The sequence below is a fragment of the Ensifer sp. EB106-03-01-XG145 genome, from assembly GCF_058792075.1.
On sequence record NZ_JBYTEC010000002.1, the window covers coordinates 60490 to 76746 of the forward strand.

The following is a 16257-nucleotide window of genomic DNA, read 5'->3' on the forward strand; positions in this document are numbered from 1 at the left end:
GTTTTTGGCTCTCGGTCATCATGTGAAGCCCAGCTCTTTGGTAAGCGCCAGAGCCTCGTCGGCGTAGCGCAGGACACGCTCGCGGGCGCCCGGCAGTTCCGGCCGCGCCGAGAACCAGCCGATATAGGTGAGACTGCGAAGCACAAGAAACAGCGGCAGGCTGGACAGCGTCTCGGCGCTGAGCGTGCGCCGGCTGCGATAGCCTGATATCAACGCCGCCTCGATCGCTCCACAGGCCGGCTCGCGTCGGTTCTTCAGCAGGGCGGTGGCGATATCGAACAGGCGGTAACCCCAGCCGGCATCGTCGAAGTCGATGAGTTTGACGCCCGCCTCGCCGACCAGCACATTTTCCCGAACGAGGTCCGCATGGATGAGGCCGAAATCCTTAGCCGGAGTCGGCAGAGTTGCGAGGCGCCGCCTGAGGTCACCGCGCAAAGCCGATAGCGCCATGGCTTGGGCCGGCGATAGGCCCTCGCAATCCCAGAAGCGCCCCCACAACGGACGATCCCCAAGCAGGCCTTCCTCATCCCAGGCCAGACGCCAAAAGCCCTCGGTCGGCGTCCAGCGATCGGCGAGGTTGTGCATCTCGGCCATGGAGGCGCCGAGCGCCGAGAAGATCTCGACGAGCCTCTCGGGTGAGTGGGACAGCGGATTGCCGCTTTCGCCCAATGGCTCTCCATCCATCCAGTTGATCACATCGGCATGCTGTGCGGCAAACGCGCCACCTTCAGGCAGGGCGACAAGCAAGCGCCCGTCCGTCGTCGCGATCGGTTGCGGCACCGCGAGACCGCTGTTGCCGAGTGCTGCCATCCATTGCAGTTCCGAGTGCAGTGCCGCCGCACTGTGATAGCCGGCGCGGTGCAGCCGCAGCGCCGCCGGGCGACCATCGGCCAGGTGGACGCGAAAAACGGCGTTTTCCCGGTACTTCAGCAACTCCGGCTCTTGGTCAGCAACGCCCCAATGGGCAAGTGCCTGGCACGCCCGGTTGTCGAGCGCGTCGCGAAAGGGTTTGGGCAGGTCCGCCGTCATCAATCGCTCACAGGCCCGAAAGCACGTCGTCGAGCGTCGACAGCATCAAATCCGCATTGTCGCGGGTAAAGGGCATCGGCGGTCGGATCTTGGTCGTGCACTGGTGGATGCCGAGCTTGCCCATCAGCACGCCGCGCTCGCTCATGTCGTTGATCACCTTGGTCGCGAGCGCGCTTGCTGGCGTTTTTTCCGCGCGATCGGTGACGAGCTCCGCGCCGAAGAACAGTCCGCTGCCCCTGATGTCGCCGATCATTCCATGTTTGTCCGCAAGCCGCGCGAGGCCGGCCTTGGCATAGGCGCCGACTTGGGCGGCGTTCTCGATGAGGTTTTCGTCTGCGATCACATCCAGCACGGCCATGGCCGCCGCGCAGGAGACCGGATTGCCGCCGAAGGTGTTGAAGTAGCGAAACGCTTTGCGGAAGGCGTTGAGCGTTTCGGTGCCCGCAACGACGCCGCCGATCGGGTGGCCGTTGCCCATCGGCTTTCCAAGCGTGACGATATCGGGAACGATGCCGGCCTTCTGGTGCCCCCACATATGGCGGCCGGTTCGGCCGAAGCCCGGTTGCACTTCGTCGGCAATGACGAGGCCGCCCGCCTTTCTGACGGCGGCGACCGCACCATCGAGAAAGCCGGAGGGCAGTTCGGGAAATCCTTCGTTGGCGAAGAAAGGATCGATGATCAGCGCCGAGAAACCGTGAGGGCTTTGTTGCAACGAGGCAATCGCTTCCTCGACCTTGGCGGTAAACGCTGCGGCAAAGGCGGCACCAGGCTCGCCGCCGAGCGGCCGGTAGCTGTCGGGGGCCGGCACGTGGCGGACATGGCCGCCGAAGCCGCCGACCGGCGGCATGCGGGTCGAGAGTTGCGACACGGCCGTGGTATTGCCGTGATAGGTGTGGTCGGTGGCGATCACCCCGGTCCTACCGGTCACGGCCTGGGCTATGCGAAGCGCGACGTCGTTGGCTTCGCTTCCGGTGCAGGTCAGGATCGCCGTGTCGAGGCTATTGTCGAAGGTCGCGGTCAGCCGCTCGACATAGTCGAGAATGCCTTCGTGCAGGTAGCGGGTGTGGGTATTGAGCGTCGACGCCTGCCGGGTGATCGCCTCGGTCACCCGTGGATGGCAATGGCCGACATGCGGTACGTTGTTGTAGCAGTCTAGGTAGCGGCGGCCGTCAGCATCAAAAAGCCAGACGCCCTCGCCACGCACGAGATGCACCGGCTCCTCGTAGAACAGCGACATGTTGCGCCCGAGCAGCCGCTCGCGGCGCGCAATCAGGTCCCGGTTGTCGCCCATCGCGCTAGCCCCGTGCTGCGGTCAGGCCGGCGTCGAGGGCCGTGAGGATGCGGGCGACGTCGCCTGCGGTCACGATCAGCGGCGGCGACAGGATGACGTTGGCGCCGGATGTGCGCACCATGACGCCGGCATCATAGGTCACGTCCTGAACCTTCTGGACGACATCCTTTGCGGCACCGGCCTTCTTCTCCCTGTCCGAGACGAGTTCGATCGCGCACATCAGCCCCTTGCCGCGCACGTCGCCGATCAATTCGTGTCGGTCCTTCAGCGCCTCGAGACCGGCGATAAGTTCGTCGCCGCGCACCTTCGCGTTCGCCGCCACGTTCTGCTTGCGCGTTTCCCTCAGGGTTGCGAGTGCGGCCGCAGCACCCACCGGGTGGCCGGAATAGGTGTAGCCGTGGCCGATCGAGCCCGCAGCCGTCTTGTTGCTTTCGAAAGCCTCGGCAACCTTGTCCGAGATCATCACGGCGCCGAAAGGGTAATAGCCGTTGGTGATCGCCTTGGCGGTCGACATGAAGTCCGGCTTCACGCCCCAGAGGCGTGAACCGGTCCAGGCGCCGGTGCGGCCGAACGCGGTGATCACCTCGTCGGCGATCAGGAGGATGCCGTGGCGGTCGCAGATCTCGCGCATCAGCGGCATGAAGATTTCGTGCGGCACGATCACGCCGCCGGCGCCGAGCACCGGCTCCATGATCAGCGCCGCGATCGTGTCGGCGCCCTGGAAGGCGATCTCGTCTTCGAAGAGCCGCGCGATCGCCTTGGCGATTACGGCGCCATCGGTCGTGTCGAAGGGGTTGCGATAGGTATAGGGCGCCGGCAGGTGGTAGACGCCCGGCAGCAGCGGTTCGTAGTTGCGGCGGAAATTGGCATTGCCATTGACCGAGGCGCCGCCGAAATGGGTGCCGTGGTAGCCCTTCTTCAGCGCGACGAACTTGGTGCGTTCCGGCTGGCCGTTGAGCTTGTGGTACTGGCGGGCGAGGCGAAGGCAGGTCTCGACGGAATCCGAACCGCCCGAGGTGAAGAACGAGCGCGTCAGCCCATCCTCGCGGAACCATTCGGCGAGCTCGTAGGAAAGCTCGATCAGCGGTGAGTTGGTGGTGCCGCGAAACGTCGAGTAATAGGGCAGCTCGTCGAGCTGGCGACGGATCGCCTCCTTCACCGGTTCGCAGGAATAGCCGAGATTGACGTTCCAGAGGCCGCCGACCGCATCGAGCACCTTCTTGCCATGGATGTCGACGATCTCGACACCTTCGCCGGCATTGATGATGCGCGGTGGCGTTGCCTGCATCTCGGCCGGATGCGCCATCGGGTGCCAGAGGTGGCGGGCGTTGTTCTCGATGAGGAAGTTGGTTTCGCGCATGGTCATGCTCCTGTCAGTTCGAGGCCGAGCATCTGAAGCGCTCTGGCGTAGCTTTCTGCGGGTCGGGTGACGTCGAAATGGACGTGAGGCAGGCCGACGGCCCGCGCACCCTCGATGTTCTTCAACTGGTCATCCACGAAGACGCAGGCTTCGCGCGGCAGGCCAAGCTGGCTCAGCACCAGCTCGTAGGCGTGCGGATCGGGCTTCAGGATGTTGGTGTAGGTGGCATCGACGATCGTCTCGAAGAGCTCGATCAGCGGGAAGCGCTGACGGAACGCGACGCCATAGAAGAGGTCGAGTTCATTGGAGAGGATCGCGAGCCGAATGCCGGCCTTATGGGCGGCGACGATCGCGTCGCGCGTCTCTGGCCGGAGCACCAGTTCCGGTTCCGCCCCACGCGCCCGCTGCACGAAGGTCTTCATGTCGCTCCAGTCCTCGCCAAGGAGGCGACCGGTCTCGCGGGTGCGTTCCGTCCAGTAGTCCCGCTCGGTGATTTCGTGTCGCTGCATGGCGGTCCAGAGCGGGTCGGTGGCGGGGTCGAAGGGACCGCGCCAGGTGAGCGTTCCCGGCGCAAGGCCGAGCGCGCGCTCCGTGATGTCGTGGGTTTCGAACAGCGTGCGGGTGACGACGCCGCCGAAATCGAGGATCAGTGCCTTGTCGCTCATGGTGTCGGGCATAGTGTTCGTCATGGCCGGCCCTCGGGCACGATGCCACGCGCCACCCAGTCGTCGAAGATCGCAAGCGCGGCTTGCGAGAACGCCGGCGCATTGATGTGGCTGTCGACCTCATGCAGGGCGACGCCTGAGGGGATCTGCCGGCGCATCTCGTCGATGAAGGCGTCGAGCGCTTCCGGTTCGTAGAGAGGCTCGTCAGGCTGGTCCCATTCCTGAATCCCCTTGAGCGGCAGGATGAAGGCGACCTCGGCACTGGTGCCGTTCAATTTGCCGCCGATGACGCGGGCGATCTCGCGTCGTCCCTCGGAAGATGTGGTCACCGAGCCGAGCAGCCGGTTGTGGGCGTGATAGGGGCGATCGGCAAAGGCCTGCGGAACCGGTTGCCAGGCCGGCAGGTCGACCATGTCGACGGCGCCTGGCGCGACGATCTGTGGGATTCCCGCACGTCCGGCATTCTCCAGCCGGTCGGGCCCTGATGTGACGACAGTTCCGTGGTGATGGTTGCTGACCTCCTGAATGCAGAAGTCGAAAACCGCGGTAAAGCCCTTCTCAGCCGCGATCGCCTCGAAGGCGCGGCCGCCCATGCCGGTCGAATGGAAGACAGCGACGTCATAGCCGCGGCGTTCGAGTTCGGGCTTCAGGTATTTCATGTATTTGAGGCAGCTCGAGCCGAGCGAGGTCATGCCAATCAGCGGCCGCGTCTTGTCCGGCCTGGTGCCGAAACGTGCGGCACCAACGACCGCGCCACAGGCCTGGGAGAGAACCGAACGGCAGATGCCGTTGAGGCCGTAGAGGCCGCCGGCCCACAGGATCATCATCAGGTCGGGCGCAATGCGCTCGGGCGGCAGCAGGTGCGAATAGGCGATGGTCGAGACGATGAATTTCGGCACGCCGAGCGGCAGGGCGGCGGCGACGTCGAGGGCGAGATCCGTGCCCATCGAGCCGCCGAGAATGATGACGCCATCGGCCTGCCCGGCCTCGTGGAGCGAACGGGTGAGGGCGGCCGCCCCCTCTGCCATCAGCGCCATGGCGCTGTGTTCGTCGCCGCTGGCGGCGATTGCCGCTATGGTGACGCCGGCCGCTTTGGCGATGTCGTGACGGGAATATTCAGGCACATAGGGCGGATCACCGAGAATGCTGACGTCCATCATCACAGGCATGCCGCCGGCTTCGCGGATGACGGACGCCATGAACTGGAGTTCGTCGCATTTGGTGTCTCCCGTACCCACGACCAGGATATTGGGGAGACGGTTCATGGCATTCATCAGCCGGCCCTCCTTGCCAGCGGATCGGCAGCAACCTGCTCCAACCCGAACAGTCTTTCGGAAATGCGTCTCGCCGCCGCCATCGCGGCGCGCCCCATCTTTTCCACCGTCTCCTTGTCGGCCCGCGTTGCGGGGGCTGCGATGGCGATCGCGCCGACCGGTGTGCTGCCTGGCGCGCGGATCGGTGCGGCGACACTGACGACGCCGGTTTCGAGCCCGTGATGGCAGATCGAGTAGCCGCGCCGGAGGGTCTCTCCCAGGGTCTGGCGCAGGACTGCGGGGTCCGTCAGCGTCTGATCGGTAAAGGCCTTGAGCGGCGCCGACAGGGCCGCGTCGATGTCCTTCGGCGGGCAGAAGGCAAGGAAGCCAAGACCGGACGCGGTCGCGTGGAAAGGCAGGATGCTCCCGACATCGACGATGACGCGGTGGGCCCGCTGCGAGTCCTCCACGTGAACAGTCGAAAGGCGGCCGGCGGCGTATTCAGAAAGGTGAACGGTCTCGCCCGCTAGGCTCGCAAGTTCCCGGGCGAAGGGGGTCGCCACGCTCAGATAGGGGAAGCGCGCCTCACGGATACGGGCAAGCCGCACAGGCGCTCCGCCCAGACGATAGCGTCGGGTCTCCGCGTCCTGCTCGACGAAGCCGTGCTTTTCCAGTTCGACGAGAAAGCGCCGGGCAGTTGCCTTGTCGAGCCCGCAATGCCGCGCGATCTCGCTGAGACCAGCTTCCTTCTCGAGCCGCGAGATCGCGTCAAGCAAAGTCAGGGCCTTACCGATGGTGCTCATCCATTCCTCCGTCGTTGAGCGCCGTCGCAAGTCATCTCTGCCTGTTCCCTTTCATGGGGCGGTGCGTCCGCCCTCGTGGTTGTCTCTGGCCGAGATACTTAACATGCGAAATAACTTGACAGGGCCGAACGCTTTTTGCAAGTCTATATTTGAAGCTAAGGTTCATATATTGAACCGAAAGACTTGCGCGGCCAAGACAAAAACAAATCCCCGCGCTTCAAGTTCGCTTCAGGGAGCTGCCGCCGGAGAGAAGGACCGGAGGCGAAAAGGCGTTCGCGCCAACCAGGGGAGCCTAGTACTATGGACAATCCATCTTCGCCCGTGACCGGAGCGAACCAGTTGCGCAAGAACGCCCTTGGCGTCGGCGCGGTCACCTTTCTTGTCGTCTCGGCGGCAGCACCTTTGACGGCCGTCGCCGGCGGCGTTCCGTTGTCGATGCTGCTTGGAAACGGTGCCGGCATTCCCGGCACCTTCCTGCTCGTCACGTTGATCCTGCTGTTGTTTTCCATCGGCTACGTCGCCATGGCGCGGCATATCCGCAATGCCGGCGCCTTCTACGCCTATACGGCCCAGGGCCTTGGCGGATTGATGGGCGGTGCCGCGGCGATGATCGCGATCCTCGCCTATAACGCCATGCAGATCGGCGTATTCGGCCTGTTCGGGGCGGCGACGGCCGGGCTCTTCGCCGGTCTGGGGGTCGATCTACCCTGGTGGGTCTGGACGTTCGTGGGCATCGCCGCCGTCGGCGTTCTCGGCTATCGCCGCGTCGACCTCTCCGCCAAGGTGCTGACGGTTCTGGTCATCCTTGAATATCTCGTGGTGCTGGTCATCGATGTCGCGATCCTCGCCAAGGGCGGCGACAGCGGGCTGACGGCGGTCTCGTTTACGCCCACGGCCATTCTGTCCGGCTCGCCGTCGATCGGCATTCTCTTCTGCTTTGCCGCCTTCATCGGCTTCGAGGCGACGACGATCTACAGTGAAGAAGCCCGCGAGCCTCACAAGACGGTGCCGCGCGCGACCTATATCTCAGTGCTGATTATCGGCGTCTTCTACATGTTCACCTCCTGGCTGATGGTGAATGCGGCCGGTGCCGACAAGCTGGTGCCGGAACTGCAGGGCCTTGCCGATCCGACCACCTTCCTCTTCGGCCTTGCCGAGCGTTATGCCGGCGGTTGGTTGCCGCCGCTGATGAACTTGCTCTTCGTCACCAGCCTGTTCGCCGGCGTGCTGGCGTTCCACAACGGTGTTGCCCGTTATCTGTACGTCGCCGGCCGCGAACGGCTGCTGCCCGCCTCGATCGGCGTCACCCACCCGGTCTACCACAGCCCGCATGTCGGCTCGCTGATCCAGACCGTCATCGCCGTCCTCGTCGTGGCACTCTTTGCGGCGACGGGTCAGGATCCGGTGCTGGCGCTGTTCTCGTGGCTGACGAATGTCGGCACGCTCGCCGTCATGACGCTGATGGCCTTCACCGCCTTTGCGATCGTCGCCTTCTTCAGCCGCAATCCCGGCCTCGAACGGAACCCGCTGGTGACTAAGGTTATCCCCGTCGTCACCGGCCTGATCCTCGTTGCCGTTATCATCGCGATCGCGGTCAATTTCGGTGACCTGGCGGGCGCCACCGGCATGCTCGCCGTGTTCCTGCCGGGCCTTGTCGTGATCTTCGGTGTTATCGGTCTGGCGCTTGCGGCATCGCTGAAGTCGGGCAATCCGATCGAGTTCGCCCGCCTTGGCGCAGGCCAGGAGATCTGATCGCTGGCATGCATTTTCCGGAATGACGCCAAGCGGCTTCCGTCCGGAACTGCGTATCACCTAAGAAGGGATGGCGGACCCTCCGCCGTCCCGGCAATGCAAACGGGACCAGACATCATGCAGGACAAGATCGACCAATTGCGTAGCCTCGCCGTCGAGGGCCAAAAGCTGTTCATCAACGGCCACTGGCAGGAGAGCTTGTCCGGCGAAACGCTCGACGTCGTCTCGCCGATCGACGGCAGCCACCTGACGACGATAGCAGACGCGGGCGCGTCCGACGTCGACGCGGCGGTCCGTGCCGCGCGCGCCGTTTTCGAAAAAGGAAGCTGGTCGAAGGCGGCTCCGGCGTTCCGCAAGAAGGTGCTGACGCGCATTGCCGAAATCATCGAAGCGCAGGCGCTGGAGCTTGCGGTCCTTGGCGTGCGCGACAATGGCACCGAAATTTCGATGGCGCTGAAGGCCGAGCCTGGCAGCGCCGCCGGAACCTTCCGCTACTATGCCGAGGCGCTCGACAAGGTCTATGGCGAAATCGCGCCGACCGCCCACAACATTCTCGGCCTCGTGCATCGCGAACCGATCGGCGTGGTCGCCGCGATCGTTCCCTGGAATTTCCCTTTGATGATCGGCGCCTGGAAGATCGCGCCGGCGCTCGCCGCCGGCAATTCCGTGGTGCTGAAGCCGGCGGAGGGCGCCTCGCTCAGCTTGCTCAGGCTCGCCGAAATCTGCGCCGAAGCCGGCCTGCCGGAGGGCGTTCTGAATGTTGTGACCGGCCGGGGTGCGACGACGGGTGAGGCTATCGGGCTGCATGACGATATCGACGTGCTTGCCTTCACCGGCTCGGGCGGTGTCGGCCGCCGGCTGCTCGAATATTCGGCGCGCTCGAACCTGAAACGCGTCTATCTCGAACTCGGCGGCAAGTCGCCGAACGTCGTCTTCGCCGATGCGCCGGATCTCGATCAGGCCGCGCGCATCTCGGCCTATGGCATCTTCCGCAACTCCGGCCAGGTCTGTGTTGCCGGTTCACGGCTGCTGGTCGAGCGCTCCATTCACGAAGCCTTCGCGGAGAAGGTGGCAGCGATCGCGGCAGGTATGAAGGTTGGCGATCCGCTGCTTCTTTCGACCGAGGCTGGAGCGATTTCGAGCAGCGCGCAGCTGAGCAAGAACCTCGATTTCGTCCGTGAAGCGGAAGTGGAAGGCGCGCGCCTGCGTTGGGGCGGCAAGCGCATCCTCGAAGAGACTGGCGGCTATTACATGCAGCCGACCGTCTTCGACATTCAGCCTGAAATGAAGCTGGCGAAGGAAGAGGTCTTCGGGCCGGTACTTGCAATCATTCCCTTCGACGACGATGCCGACGCACTCCGGATCGCCAATGCGACGGACTACGGGCTGGCTTCCGCAGTCTGGACCGCAAACCTGTCGCGCGCGCACCGGATGGTGCGCGGCATCCGCGCCGGCGTCGTGCACGTCAATACCTATGGCGGCGCCGACAACACGGTGCCGCTCGGCGGCGTCAGGCAATCGGGCAACGGCCACGACAAGTCGTTGCACGCGCTGGACAAATACACCGATCTGAAGACCGCCTGGATTCAGCTCTGACCGGGCTTGCAGGGACCGGGGCCGGACGACCGCGCTATCCGAAGGCGAGTTCGAGATTTTGCCGGTCTCGCGCCACCACATGGCATTTGGTCTCGAAACCCTCGCCGGCGACGACCAGAACCAGCTCCGGTGGTATGCCGGCCGAATTCGAAACCGTGACCGCAGCGCCATCGGCACCAAGCGACCGGATAGTGCACTCTATCTTTGAATGCCTGTCGTCGAAAAGAATGGTGCCGGCTTTCAGTACGCGCTGACGAGGACCCAGCGGATAGCCGACTTCGAGACTGCTCCACGCGACGCAGCGGTTCCGTCCGCTGGCCTTGGCGAGATACATTGCCGCGTCCGCCTGGGCGAGCAATGTACCGATCTCCCTGCTCTTGAGCGATAGCGCCGATGTGCCGAAGCTCGCGGTGACTGCAAGCTGACCAAAGTCTCCGTGGATTGTTTGAGCGGCAATCGCTGCCCGCAGCTTTTCCGCTGCGGCGAGTGCGCCGTTCGCGTCGACGTGCGGCAGCATGATGGCGAACTCCTCGCCGCCGAGCCGCCCGAACAGATCGCTTGCCCGCAGATTGGACTGGCAGACGGCGCTCACGGCCTTCAAGACCTCGTCTCCTGCCGCATGCCCGTGCGTGTCGTTGACCCGCTTGAAGTGGTCGACGTCGAGGACGATGCACGACACGTCGTGCTGGTGCCTTATGGCGAGCGAAATCAGCTTGTCCGCCTCCTCGCGGAAGGCGCGGCGCGTCAACGTGCCGGTGAGCCCATCCGTCGCGGCCGACCGGAGCAAATCGATCCGGTCCATCGCCACGCCCGCCAGTTCGGTCAGGATCGTCAGGTCTTTGTCGGTGAAGTGTCTCGGCGCGCGGTCGATCGCGCATACGGTCCCGACCGTATGACCGTCCCGCGTCTTGAACGGAACGCCTGCGTAGAACCGAACATGTTCCGGGCCGGTGACGGCGGGATGTCGCGAAAACCGCGGATCCTGCGTGGCGTCGTGCACGACAAGCGGTTCCTCCGATGCGACAACATATCGGCAGAAAGTGTCTTCCCGGGGAACTTCGTCTAATGCGAGCCCCGAGCAGGCCTTGTACCATTGTCGATGTGCGTCGACCAAAGAGATGATGCCGATGTCGATGGCGAAGATCTGCTTTATCAGCCGCACGATCCGTTCAAGGCCCTGATCCTTCGGCGTGTCGAGAATGTCGAGATGTCCAAGGGCGGTCAGGCGATCGAATTCCCTGCCTTTCGCGTCCGTCGTCGGCCGCCCGGCTGGCTCAGCAACCACCATTCCGTTTTCCTTTCTCATTGCGCGCCAAGCAAATAGAGCGTTTTACGGAAAAAACAAAAGGCACTGAACAGCACGTGGATGTGGATTGCCTCGGCTCTTTGGCGAAACGTCCGTCAATGGGCCGTGTTCATGTAGGCGGGGCGAGACCCCGCCTACGCCTAGCCGCCGAAACTTCCGAGCTGCGTCGGCACATGCACGTAGTTGCGATCGAAATAGAGCAGCGCATTGCCGTCGCTGCGCGAGCGGATGCCGACGACCCGGCCGATGAGGATGTGGTGTGTTCCAAGCAGCCGCGCCTCGGCGAGTTCGCAGTCGAGCGAGACGATGGCGTCTTTGACCGCGAAGCTGCCGGATTGCATCTCGACCCAGTCGGCCGCGGCATAGCGGGCCGCCATATCCTGCGTCGCGCCGGCGAAGTGGCCGGCGAGATCCCTATGGTCGTGGCTGAGCACGTTGACGCAGAAGCGCCGGTTGTCGATGAAAAGGCCGCATTGGGTGGAGTTGCGGTTCATGCAGACAAGCAGCGTCGGCGGCTCGTCGGTCACCGAGCACATGGCGGTGGCGGTGAACCCGCCGCGTCCGGCGGGTCCGTTGGTGGTGATGACGTTGACCGGCGCGCAGACCCGCGCCATGGCGTTGCGAAACTCCGTCTTCGAAACGAGCGGTTCCATGACGGGCCTCATTCGGCGGCGTTGCGCAGAGCGGCCGCATCGTCGAGCGGCGGCAGCCAGGTGCTGCCGGTCCAGCCGTTCTCGTCATAGTCCGCCATGCACTGGTCGACGAGCGCTTCCATCTCCTTGAGACGCCCGCCGCGTTCGGCCCCTTTCAATACCTGCAGCCGAACCTCTTCAGGCGCGCCGGCATAGTTGAGTTCGTAGAGCGCGTGGCGTCCGCCGAACTCCGTGCCGGTCGCGTCCCAGAGCAGTTTCATGATCTTGATGCGCTCGATGTGCCCCATATCGTTAGAGCCGCGGACATATTGCGCCAGGTAGCGGTCGATCTCGGGATTGCCGAAGTCACGCACGGAGGACGGCAGGTAGATCAGCCCCGAGGCAATCACCTTGCGGATCGTCTCGACGACACGCGGATAGGCCTCCGACATGAAGGTTCGATAGGAAAGCGCGGCTTCCAGATTGGGAAGCACGGCGCCGTCGGCCCAAGGAATGGGATTGTGGGCCATGGCATTGGAGAAGCTCCAGAACATGTGGCGGAGCGCGATCACCTCGCCGAGTGCTGCCTGATTGCCGCGGAAGGCGTCGCCGCCGGTGGCGCGCAGCGCCTTGGCAAGCAGGCCTGCCAGGAAGTCGAGTTTCACGGCGAAACGGGTGCAGCCCTGGAAGCAGTAGCCGTGCATGAAGCCGGAAGCCGGGTGGAAGGAGAGGATCTTGGCGGCATCGCGCAAGACCAGGACGTCCTCCCACGGCACGAAAACGTTGTCGAGCACCAGGATCGCATCGTTCTCGTCGAAGCGCGACGACAGCGGATAGTCGAAGGGATGGCCGACGGTGTTGGCTGTCTGCTCGTAGGAGACGCGGCAGAACATCTTGATCCCGGGCGCGTTCATCGGAACGATGAACATCACCGAGAGCGAGGGATCCTCCGTTACCGTCGCCGAACTTTGCGCCAGGAAATTGTAGTGCGTCAGTGCCGAGGAGGTCGCGACCACCTTGGCACCTGAGACGTAGATGCCGGCGTCCGTTTCCTTGGTGATGTGGACGAAGACGTCCTTGACCGCGTCCGCCGGCTTGTGCCGATCGATCGGCGGATTGACGATCGCGTGGTTCATGAAGAGCGCCGCTTCCTGGGCGCGTTTATGCCAGGCGAGCGCGTTGTCCTTGAACGGGCCATACCAATTGGCATTGGCGCCGAGCGTGTTCATCAGCGCCGCCTTGTAGTCGGCGGTGCGGCCCATCCAGCCATAGGACATGCGTGCCCATTCGGCGATCGCGCCCTGCTGGGCGGCAAGATCGGCGGAGGAGCGGGCGACGCGGAAATATTTGTGGGTGTAGCCGCCGGACCCCGTGTCGGTCGGCGCCGTCAGGATGTCCCTCTTTGCCGGATCATGCAGCGCGTCATAGAGCCTGGCGAGCGACCGGGCGGAATTGCGCATCGCCGGATGGCTGGTCACGTCCTTGATGCGTTCGCCGTTGATATAGACCTCGCGGCCGTCGCGCAGGCTTTCCAGATATTCGGCGCCGGTGAAGGGCCGCGTCCTGTCGGCGCGGAAATCCTCTGCTCTCATTTTCTCCTCCTTGAGTTTCGTCAAGGCTAGGCGTTGAAATCATTGGCCGCCATGGACAGAATGGCAAAATGACTTGTACTTTTTTCGGTGGGCCATGACCGACGCCATTCCAAGTTTCTTCGTCTACGGTGAACCGGAGCAACAACTCGAACCCGGATTTTTCCATGTCGAGACGGTGATGGCGCGGCGTAACCTGCATCAGGGACAGGTGAAGGCGCATAAACACGATCAGATGGGGCAGATCACCTTCTGGATGAGCGGCCGCGGCACCTATTTCATCGACGACAGGCCATTGGACTTTTTGGCACCGGCCGTCAGCTTCGTGCCGAGCGGCATCGTGCATGGTTTTTCCGTCGATCCTGAGACGAGCGACGCGGTCGTCGTCTCGGTCGCCGATGGCGCGCTGCTCTCGATCCGGGAGAACACCACGCTTCCTGTTGATGCGCCGGTCATGATCCGTGGCGACGGCGAGGACCGGGGCTGGCGCCGTCTTGCCGAACTGCTCGATATCGTTGCCGACGAATATGCCGGCGGAGCGCCCGGCACCCAACAGATGCTCGCCTCGCTGGTCGCGGCCGTCCTCACCCAGATCGCCCGTCTGGCATCCGCCACGCCATCTCCGGCCCAGCCGTCGCAGGCGATGCTGGCGGCTCAGCTGCGCCGGCTTATCGATTTGCACTTCCGGGAAAACTGGAGCGTCGCGCAATACACCGACGCGCTGGCAACGACACCGCACCTCATCGCCAAGGCGAGCAGGGACGCCTTCGGCATGCAGGTCAAGGAGCTCATCAACGAGCGTCGATTGCTCGAGGCCAAGCGCCTGCTGCTCTTCACTGTACGGCCGCTGGAAGACATCGCCTACGAGATCGGCTTTGCCGATGCCGCCTATTTCTCGCGCTTCTTTCGGTTACGCGTGGGCGAGGCGCCGAGCGACTGGCGCCGCGCGCGGGTGAGCTCGTCAGGAGCCGGCTAAGATTGCCGGTCCCGAAAAGATAACGCATTGCCACGTTGGTCGCCGACTATCGGCCGTAGTTCCGCATCACCTCGATCAGCGGCTCATGCCGGATCGCCTGGATCTTGAAGCGATCATGGGCGGTGCCGCCGGAATCTTCCGCCGCGATCATCGCGTTGACCACCGCTTCCTCGACGCTGTCGACAGTCGCGAGATAGACCGGGTCGAGCAGGTCGTCGTTGACGATCTCCAGCGAGAGGCGCGGCGGCGCCTTGTGCGCCATCGGCTGGGTATTGACCGTGGAGAAGGCAAGGAAGATGTCGCCGGAATTGTTGCCACCCGGAGTACCATTGCGGCCGATGCCGATCGCCGCCCGTCGCGCCAGCCGCTTCAACTGGTGCGGCGCCATCGGCAGGTCGGTGGCGATCACGACGATGATCGAGCCGCGCTCCTGCATCTGGCTTTGCGGCGTGCCGTCGCGCATGTGCTCGCCGACCGGAACGCCACGGATCGTCAGCCAGTCGCGCTGGCCGTGATTGGCCTGCACCAGCGTGCCGATCGTATAGTCGCGACCGCCGAATTCGACGACGCGGGATGCGGTGCCGGTGCCGCCCTTGAAGCCATAGGCGATCATGCCGGTGCCGCCACCGCAATTGCCCTCCTGCACCGGGCCCGAGGTGGCGCTGTCGAGTGCTGCGCGCACATCTGTCTCGGTGATCGGCTGGCCGTTGATGTCGTTCAGAACGCCGTCATAGGTCTCCGCCACGACCGGCATCAACCATAGAAAGTCGTCGCTGTCGTAGGTCGACCGGTAGCGCTCCAGCATCCACTTGATGGTGGCGTGATGGGTCATGCCGACGGCGTGGGTGTTGGTGATCATGACCGGCCCGAGGAAGAAGCCGCCGTCCTCGATCCAGTGGGTGCCGGTCATCTCGCCGTTGCCGTTGAAGCGATGCACCCCAGCGTAGACCGGGACGGGGGTGGCCGAAGCGGCATGCGGCAGGATGGCGGTGACGCCGGTGCGGACAGGACGCTTGCGGCCCGGGCGCGGCGTCTCTTCCGCGATCGTGCGGAAGCCGACGGTTATGCCTTCGACGTCGGTGATGGCGTTGAAGCGGCCGGTGCGGCCGGAAAAGGGCAGCCCGATATCGCGGGCGCGAGCGGTGGGCGAGGCGGGAGTTTTATCGTTCATGATCATTTCTGCCGGGAGCGAAGGTAAAGGCCGAGCGAGGCGACGACGAAGGAGAAGGAGAGCATCATCACGGCAATCGCGTTGATCTCCGGTTTGATGCCGCGCCGAAGCATGGAGAAGATGAACATCGGCAGCGTAGTGACGTCGACGCCGGCGATGAAATAGGTGATGACGAGATCGTCCATCGAGATGATGAAGGCGAGCAGCGCGCCGCCGACGATTGCCGGAAAGAGCTGCGGCAGCACCACCCGGCGAAAGGTCATCCATTCATTGGCGCCGAGATCGGCGGACGCGTGCTCCAGCGTCCGGTCCATGCCGGCAAGTCGGGCCGAGACGACGATGAAGACGTAGGAGATCAGGAAGGTGCACTGGCCGATGATGATCGTCGTCAGCCCCAGCCGGATGCCGGAATTGACGAAGAAGATCAGAAGCGCGATGCCGAGCACGATATCCGGCATCAGCATCGGCATGAACATCACCACGCAGTAGAAGCGCTGGCCGACGAATTCGAAGCGATAGAGGCCGATGGCGATCGCCGTGCCGAAGATGGTCGCAATGGCTGTCGTAGAGGCGGCGATCACCAGACTGTTCCAGACCGCCTGCAGCAGTTGGCCCGTCGATTCGATGTAGAGAGCGCTTTCGGAGACCTTGGTCTTGAAGCCGAGAACCTGGGCGTACCATTCGGTGGTGAAGCCCGTCCAGGTCATCATGTTCACCGGATTGGCGTTGAACGAATAGACGGCGATGACGACGAGCGGAATGTAGATGAAGGCGAAGAAGAGGCCGGTATAGGCGAGCAGGCTTCCGGTAAAGAGGGTTCGAGCGATCTTCATG

At 63.9% G+C, this 16257-nt stretch carries 14 protein-coding genes; 3 read left to right on the forward strand and 11 right to left on the reverse strand.

Going from position 1 to position 16257, the window contains the following annotated elements:
- Nucleotides 1–18: 18 nt before the first annotated feature.
- From AC3WWH_RS08880 to AC3WWH_RS08905, 6 genes are read right to left on the reverse strand one after another with little or no spacing between them, the layout of a single operon-like run.
- Nucleotides 19–1029: a phosphotransferase gene (locus AC3WWH_RS08880; protein ID WP_058322714.1), complete on the reverse strand. Its 1011-nt coding sequence runs from the start codon at nucleotides 1027–1029 to the stop codon at nucleotides 19–21.
- Between the two features lie 7 nt (nucleotides 1030–1036).
- Nucleotides 1037–2320 (reverse strand): aspartate aminotransferase family protein, encoded by a 1284-nt coding sequence (locus AC3WWH_RS08885; protein ID WP_058322715.1) that lies wholly within the window; start codon nucleotides 2318–2320, stop codon nucleotides 1037–1039.
- A 4-nt stretch (nucleotides 2321–2324) separates the two neighbouring features.
- Complete coding sequence (locus AC3WWH_RS08890; RefSeq protein WP_058322716.1) at nucleotides 2325–3680, reverse strand: aspartate aminotransferase family protein; 1356 nt, start codon at nucleotides 3678–3680, stop codon at nucleotides 2325–2327.
- 2 nt (nucleotides 3681–3682) lie between these two features.
- Nucleotides 3683–4345, reverse strand: coding sequence for an HAD family hydrolase (locus tag AC3WWH_RS08895; RefSeq protein ID WP_058322962.1), 663 nt, complete (start codon nucleotides 4343–4345; stop codon nucleotides 3683–3685).
- Nucleotides 4346–4365: 20 nt separating this feature from the next.
- Nucleotides 4366–5619, reverse strand: coding sequence for a Tm-1-like ATP-binding domain-containing protein (locus AC3WWH_RS08900; RefSeq protein WP_492376912.1), 1254 nt, complete (start codon nucleotides 5617–5619; stop codon nucleotides 4366–4368).
- Nucleotides 5619–6401, reverse strand: coding sequence for an IclR family transcriptional regulator (locus AC3WWH_RS08905; RefSeq protein ID WP_058322717.1), 783 nt, complete (start codon nucleotides 6399–6401; stop codon nucleotides 5619–5621). Before AC3WWH_RS08905 ends, AC3WWH_RS08900 begins: the two co-directional genes overlap by 1 nt.
- A 300-nt stretch (nucleotides 6402–6701) precedes the next feature.
- On the opposite strand from AC3WWH_RS08905, the gene AC3WWH_RS08910 reads away from it, so the two are divergent.
- Both AC3WWH_RS08910 and AC3WWH_RS08915 read left to right on the forward strand, forming a co-directional pair.
- Complete coding sequence (locus AC3WWH_RS08910) at nucleotides 6702–8153, forward strand: APC family permease (RefSeq protein WP_113399387.1); 1452 nt, start codon at nucleotides 6702–6704, stop codon at nucleotides 8151–8153.
- Nucleotides 8154–8270: 117 nt separating this feature from the next.
- A complete protein-coding gene (locus tag AC3WWH_RS08915; protein WP_082640871.1) occupies nucleotides 8271–9749 on the forward strand; it encodes an aldehyde dehydrogenase in 1479 nt (492 codons plus the stop codon).
- Between the two features lie 34 nt (nucleotides 9750–9783).
- Here the strand turns inward: AC3WWH_RS08915 and AC3WWH_RS08920 are convergent, their stop codons facing one another.
- From AC3WWH_RS08920 to AC3WWH_RS08930, 3 genes are all read right to left on the reverse strand, one after another.
- On the reverse strand, nucleotides 9784–11037 hold the full coding sequence (locus tag AC3WWH_RS08920; protein WP_058322720.1) for a sensor domain-containing diguanylate cyclase: 1254 nt from the start codon (nucleotides 11035–11037) through the stop codon (nucleotides 9784–9786).
- Nucleotides 11038–11195: 158 nt separating this feature from the next.
- Nucleotides 11196–11708: a flavin reductase gene (locus tag AC3WWH_RS08925; protein WP_057251219.1), complete on the reverse strand. Its 513-nt coding sequence runs from the start codon at nucleotides 11706–11708 to the stop codon at nucleotides 11196–11198.
- Nucleotides 11709–11716: 8 nt separating this feature from the next.
- Complete coding sequence (locus AC3WWH_RS08930) at nucleotides 11717–13279, reverse strand: 4-hydroxyphenylacetate 3-hydroxylase N-terminal domain-containing protein (protein ID WP_058322721.1); 1563 nt, start codon at nucleotides 13277–13279, stop codon at nucleotides 11717–11719.
- 94 nt (nucleotides 13280–13373) lie between these two features.
- Here AC3WWH_RS08930 and AC3WWH_RS08935 point away from each other — a divergent pair, with 94 nt between their 5' ends.
- Nucleotides 13374–14252 carry a helix-turn-helix domain-containing protein gene (locus AC3WWH_RS08935; protein WP_057251217.1) on the forward strand — a complete coding sequence of 293 codons (879 nt, stop codon included), beginning with the start codon at nucleotides 13374–13376 and terminating at the stop codon, nucleotides 14250–14252.
- Between the two features lie 46 nt (nucleotides 14253–14298).
- Here the strand turns inward: AC3WWH_RS08935 and AC3WWH_RS08940 are convergent, their stop codons facing one another.
- Nucleotides 14299–15423 (reverse strand): DmpA family aminopeptidase, encoded by a 1125-nt coding sequence (locus AC3WWH_RS08940; protein WP_058322722.1) that lies wholly within the window; start codon nucleotides 15421–15423, stop codon nucleotides 14299–14301.
- Nucleotides 15424–15425: 2 nt separating this feature from the next.
- A complete protein-coding gene (locus AC3WWH_RS08945; protein WP_058322723.1) occupies nucleotides 15426–16256 on the reverse strand; it encodes an ABC transporter permease in 831 nt (276 codons plus the stop codon).
- Between the last annotated feature and the right edge of the window lies 1 nt (nucleotide 16257).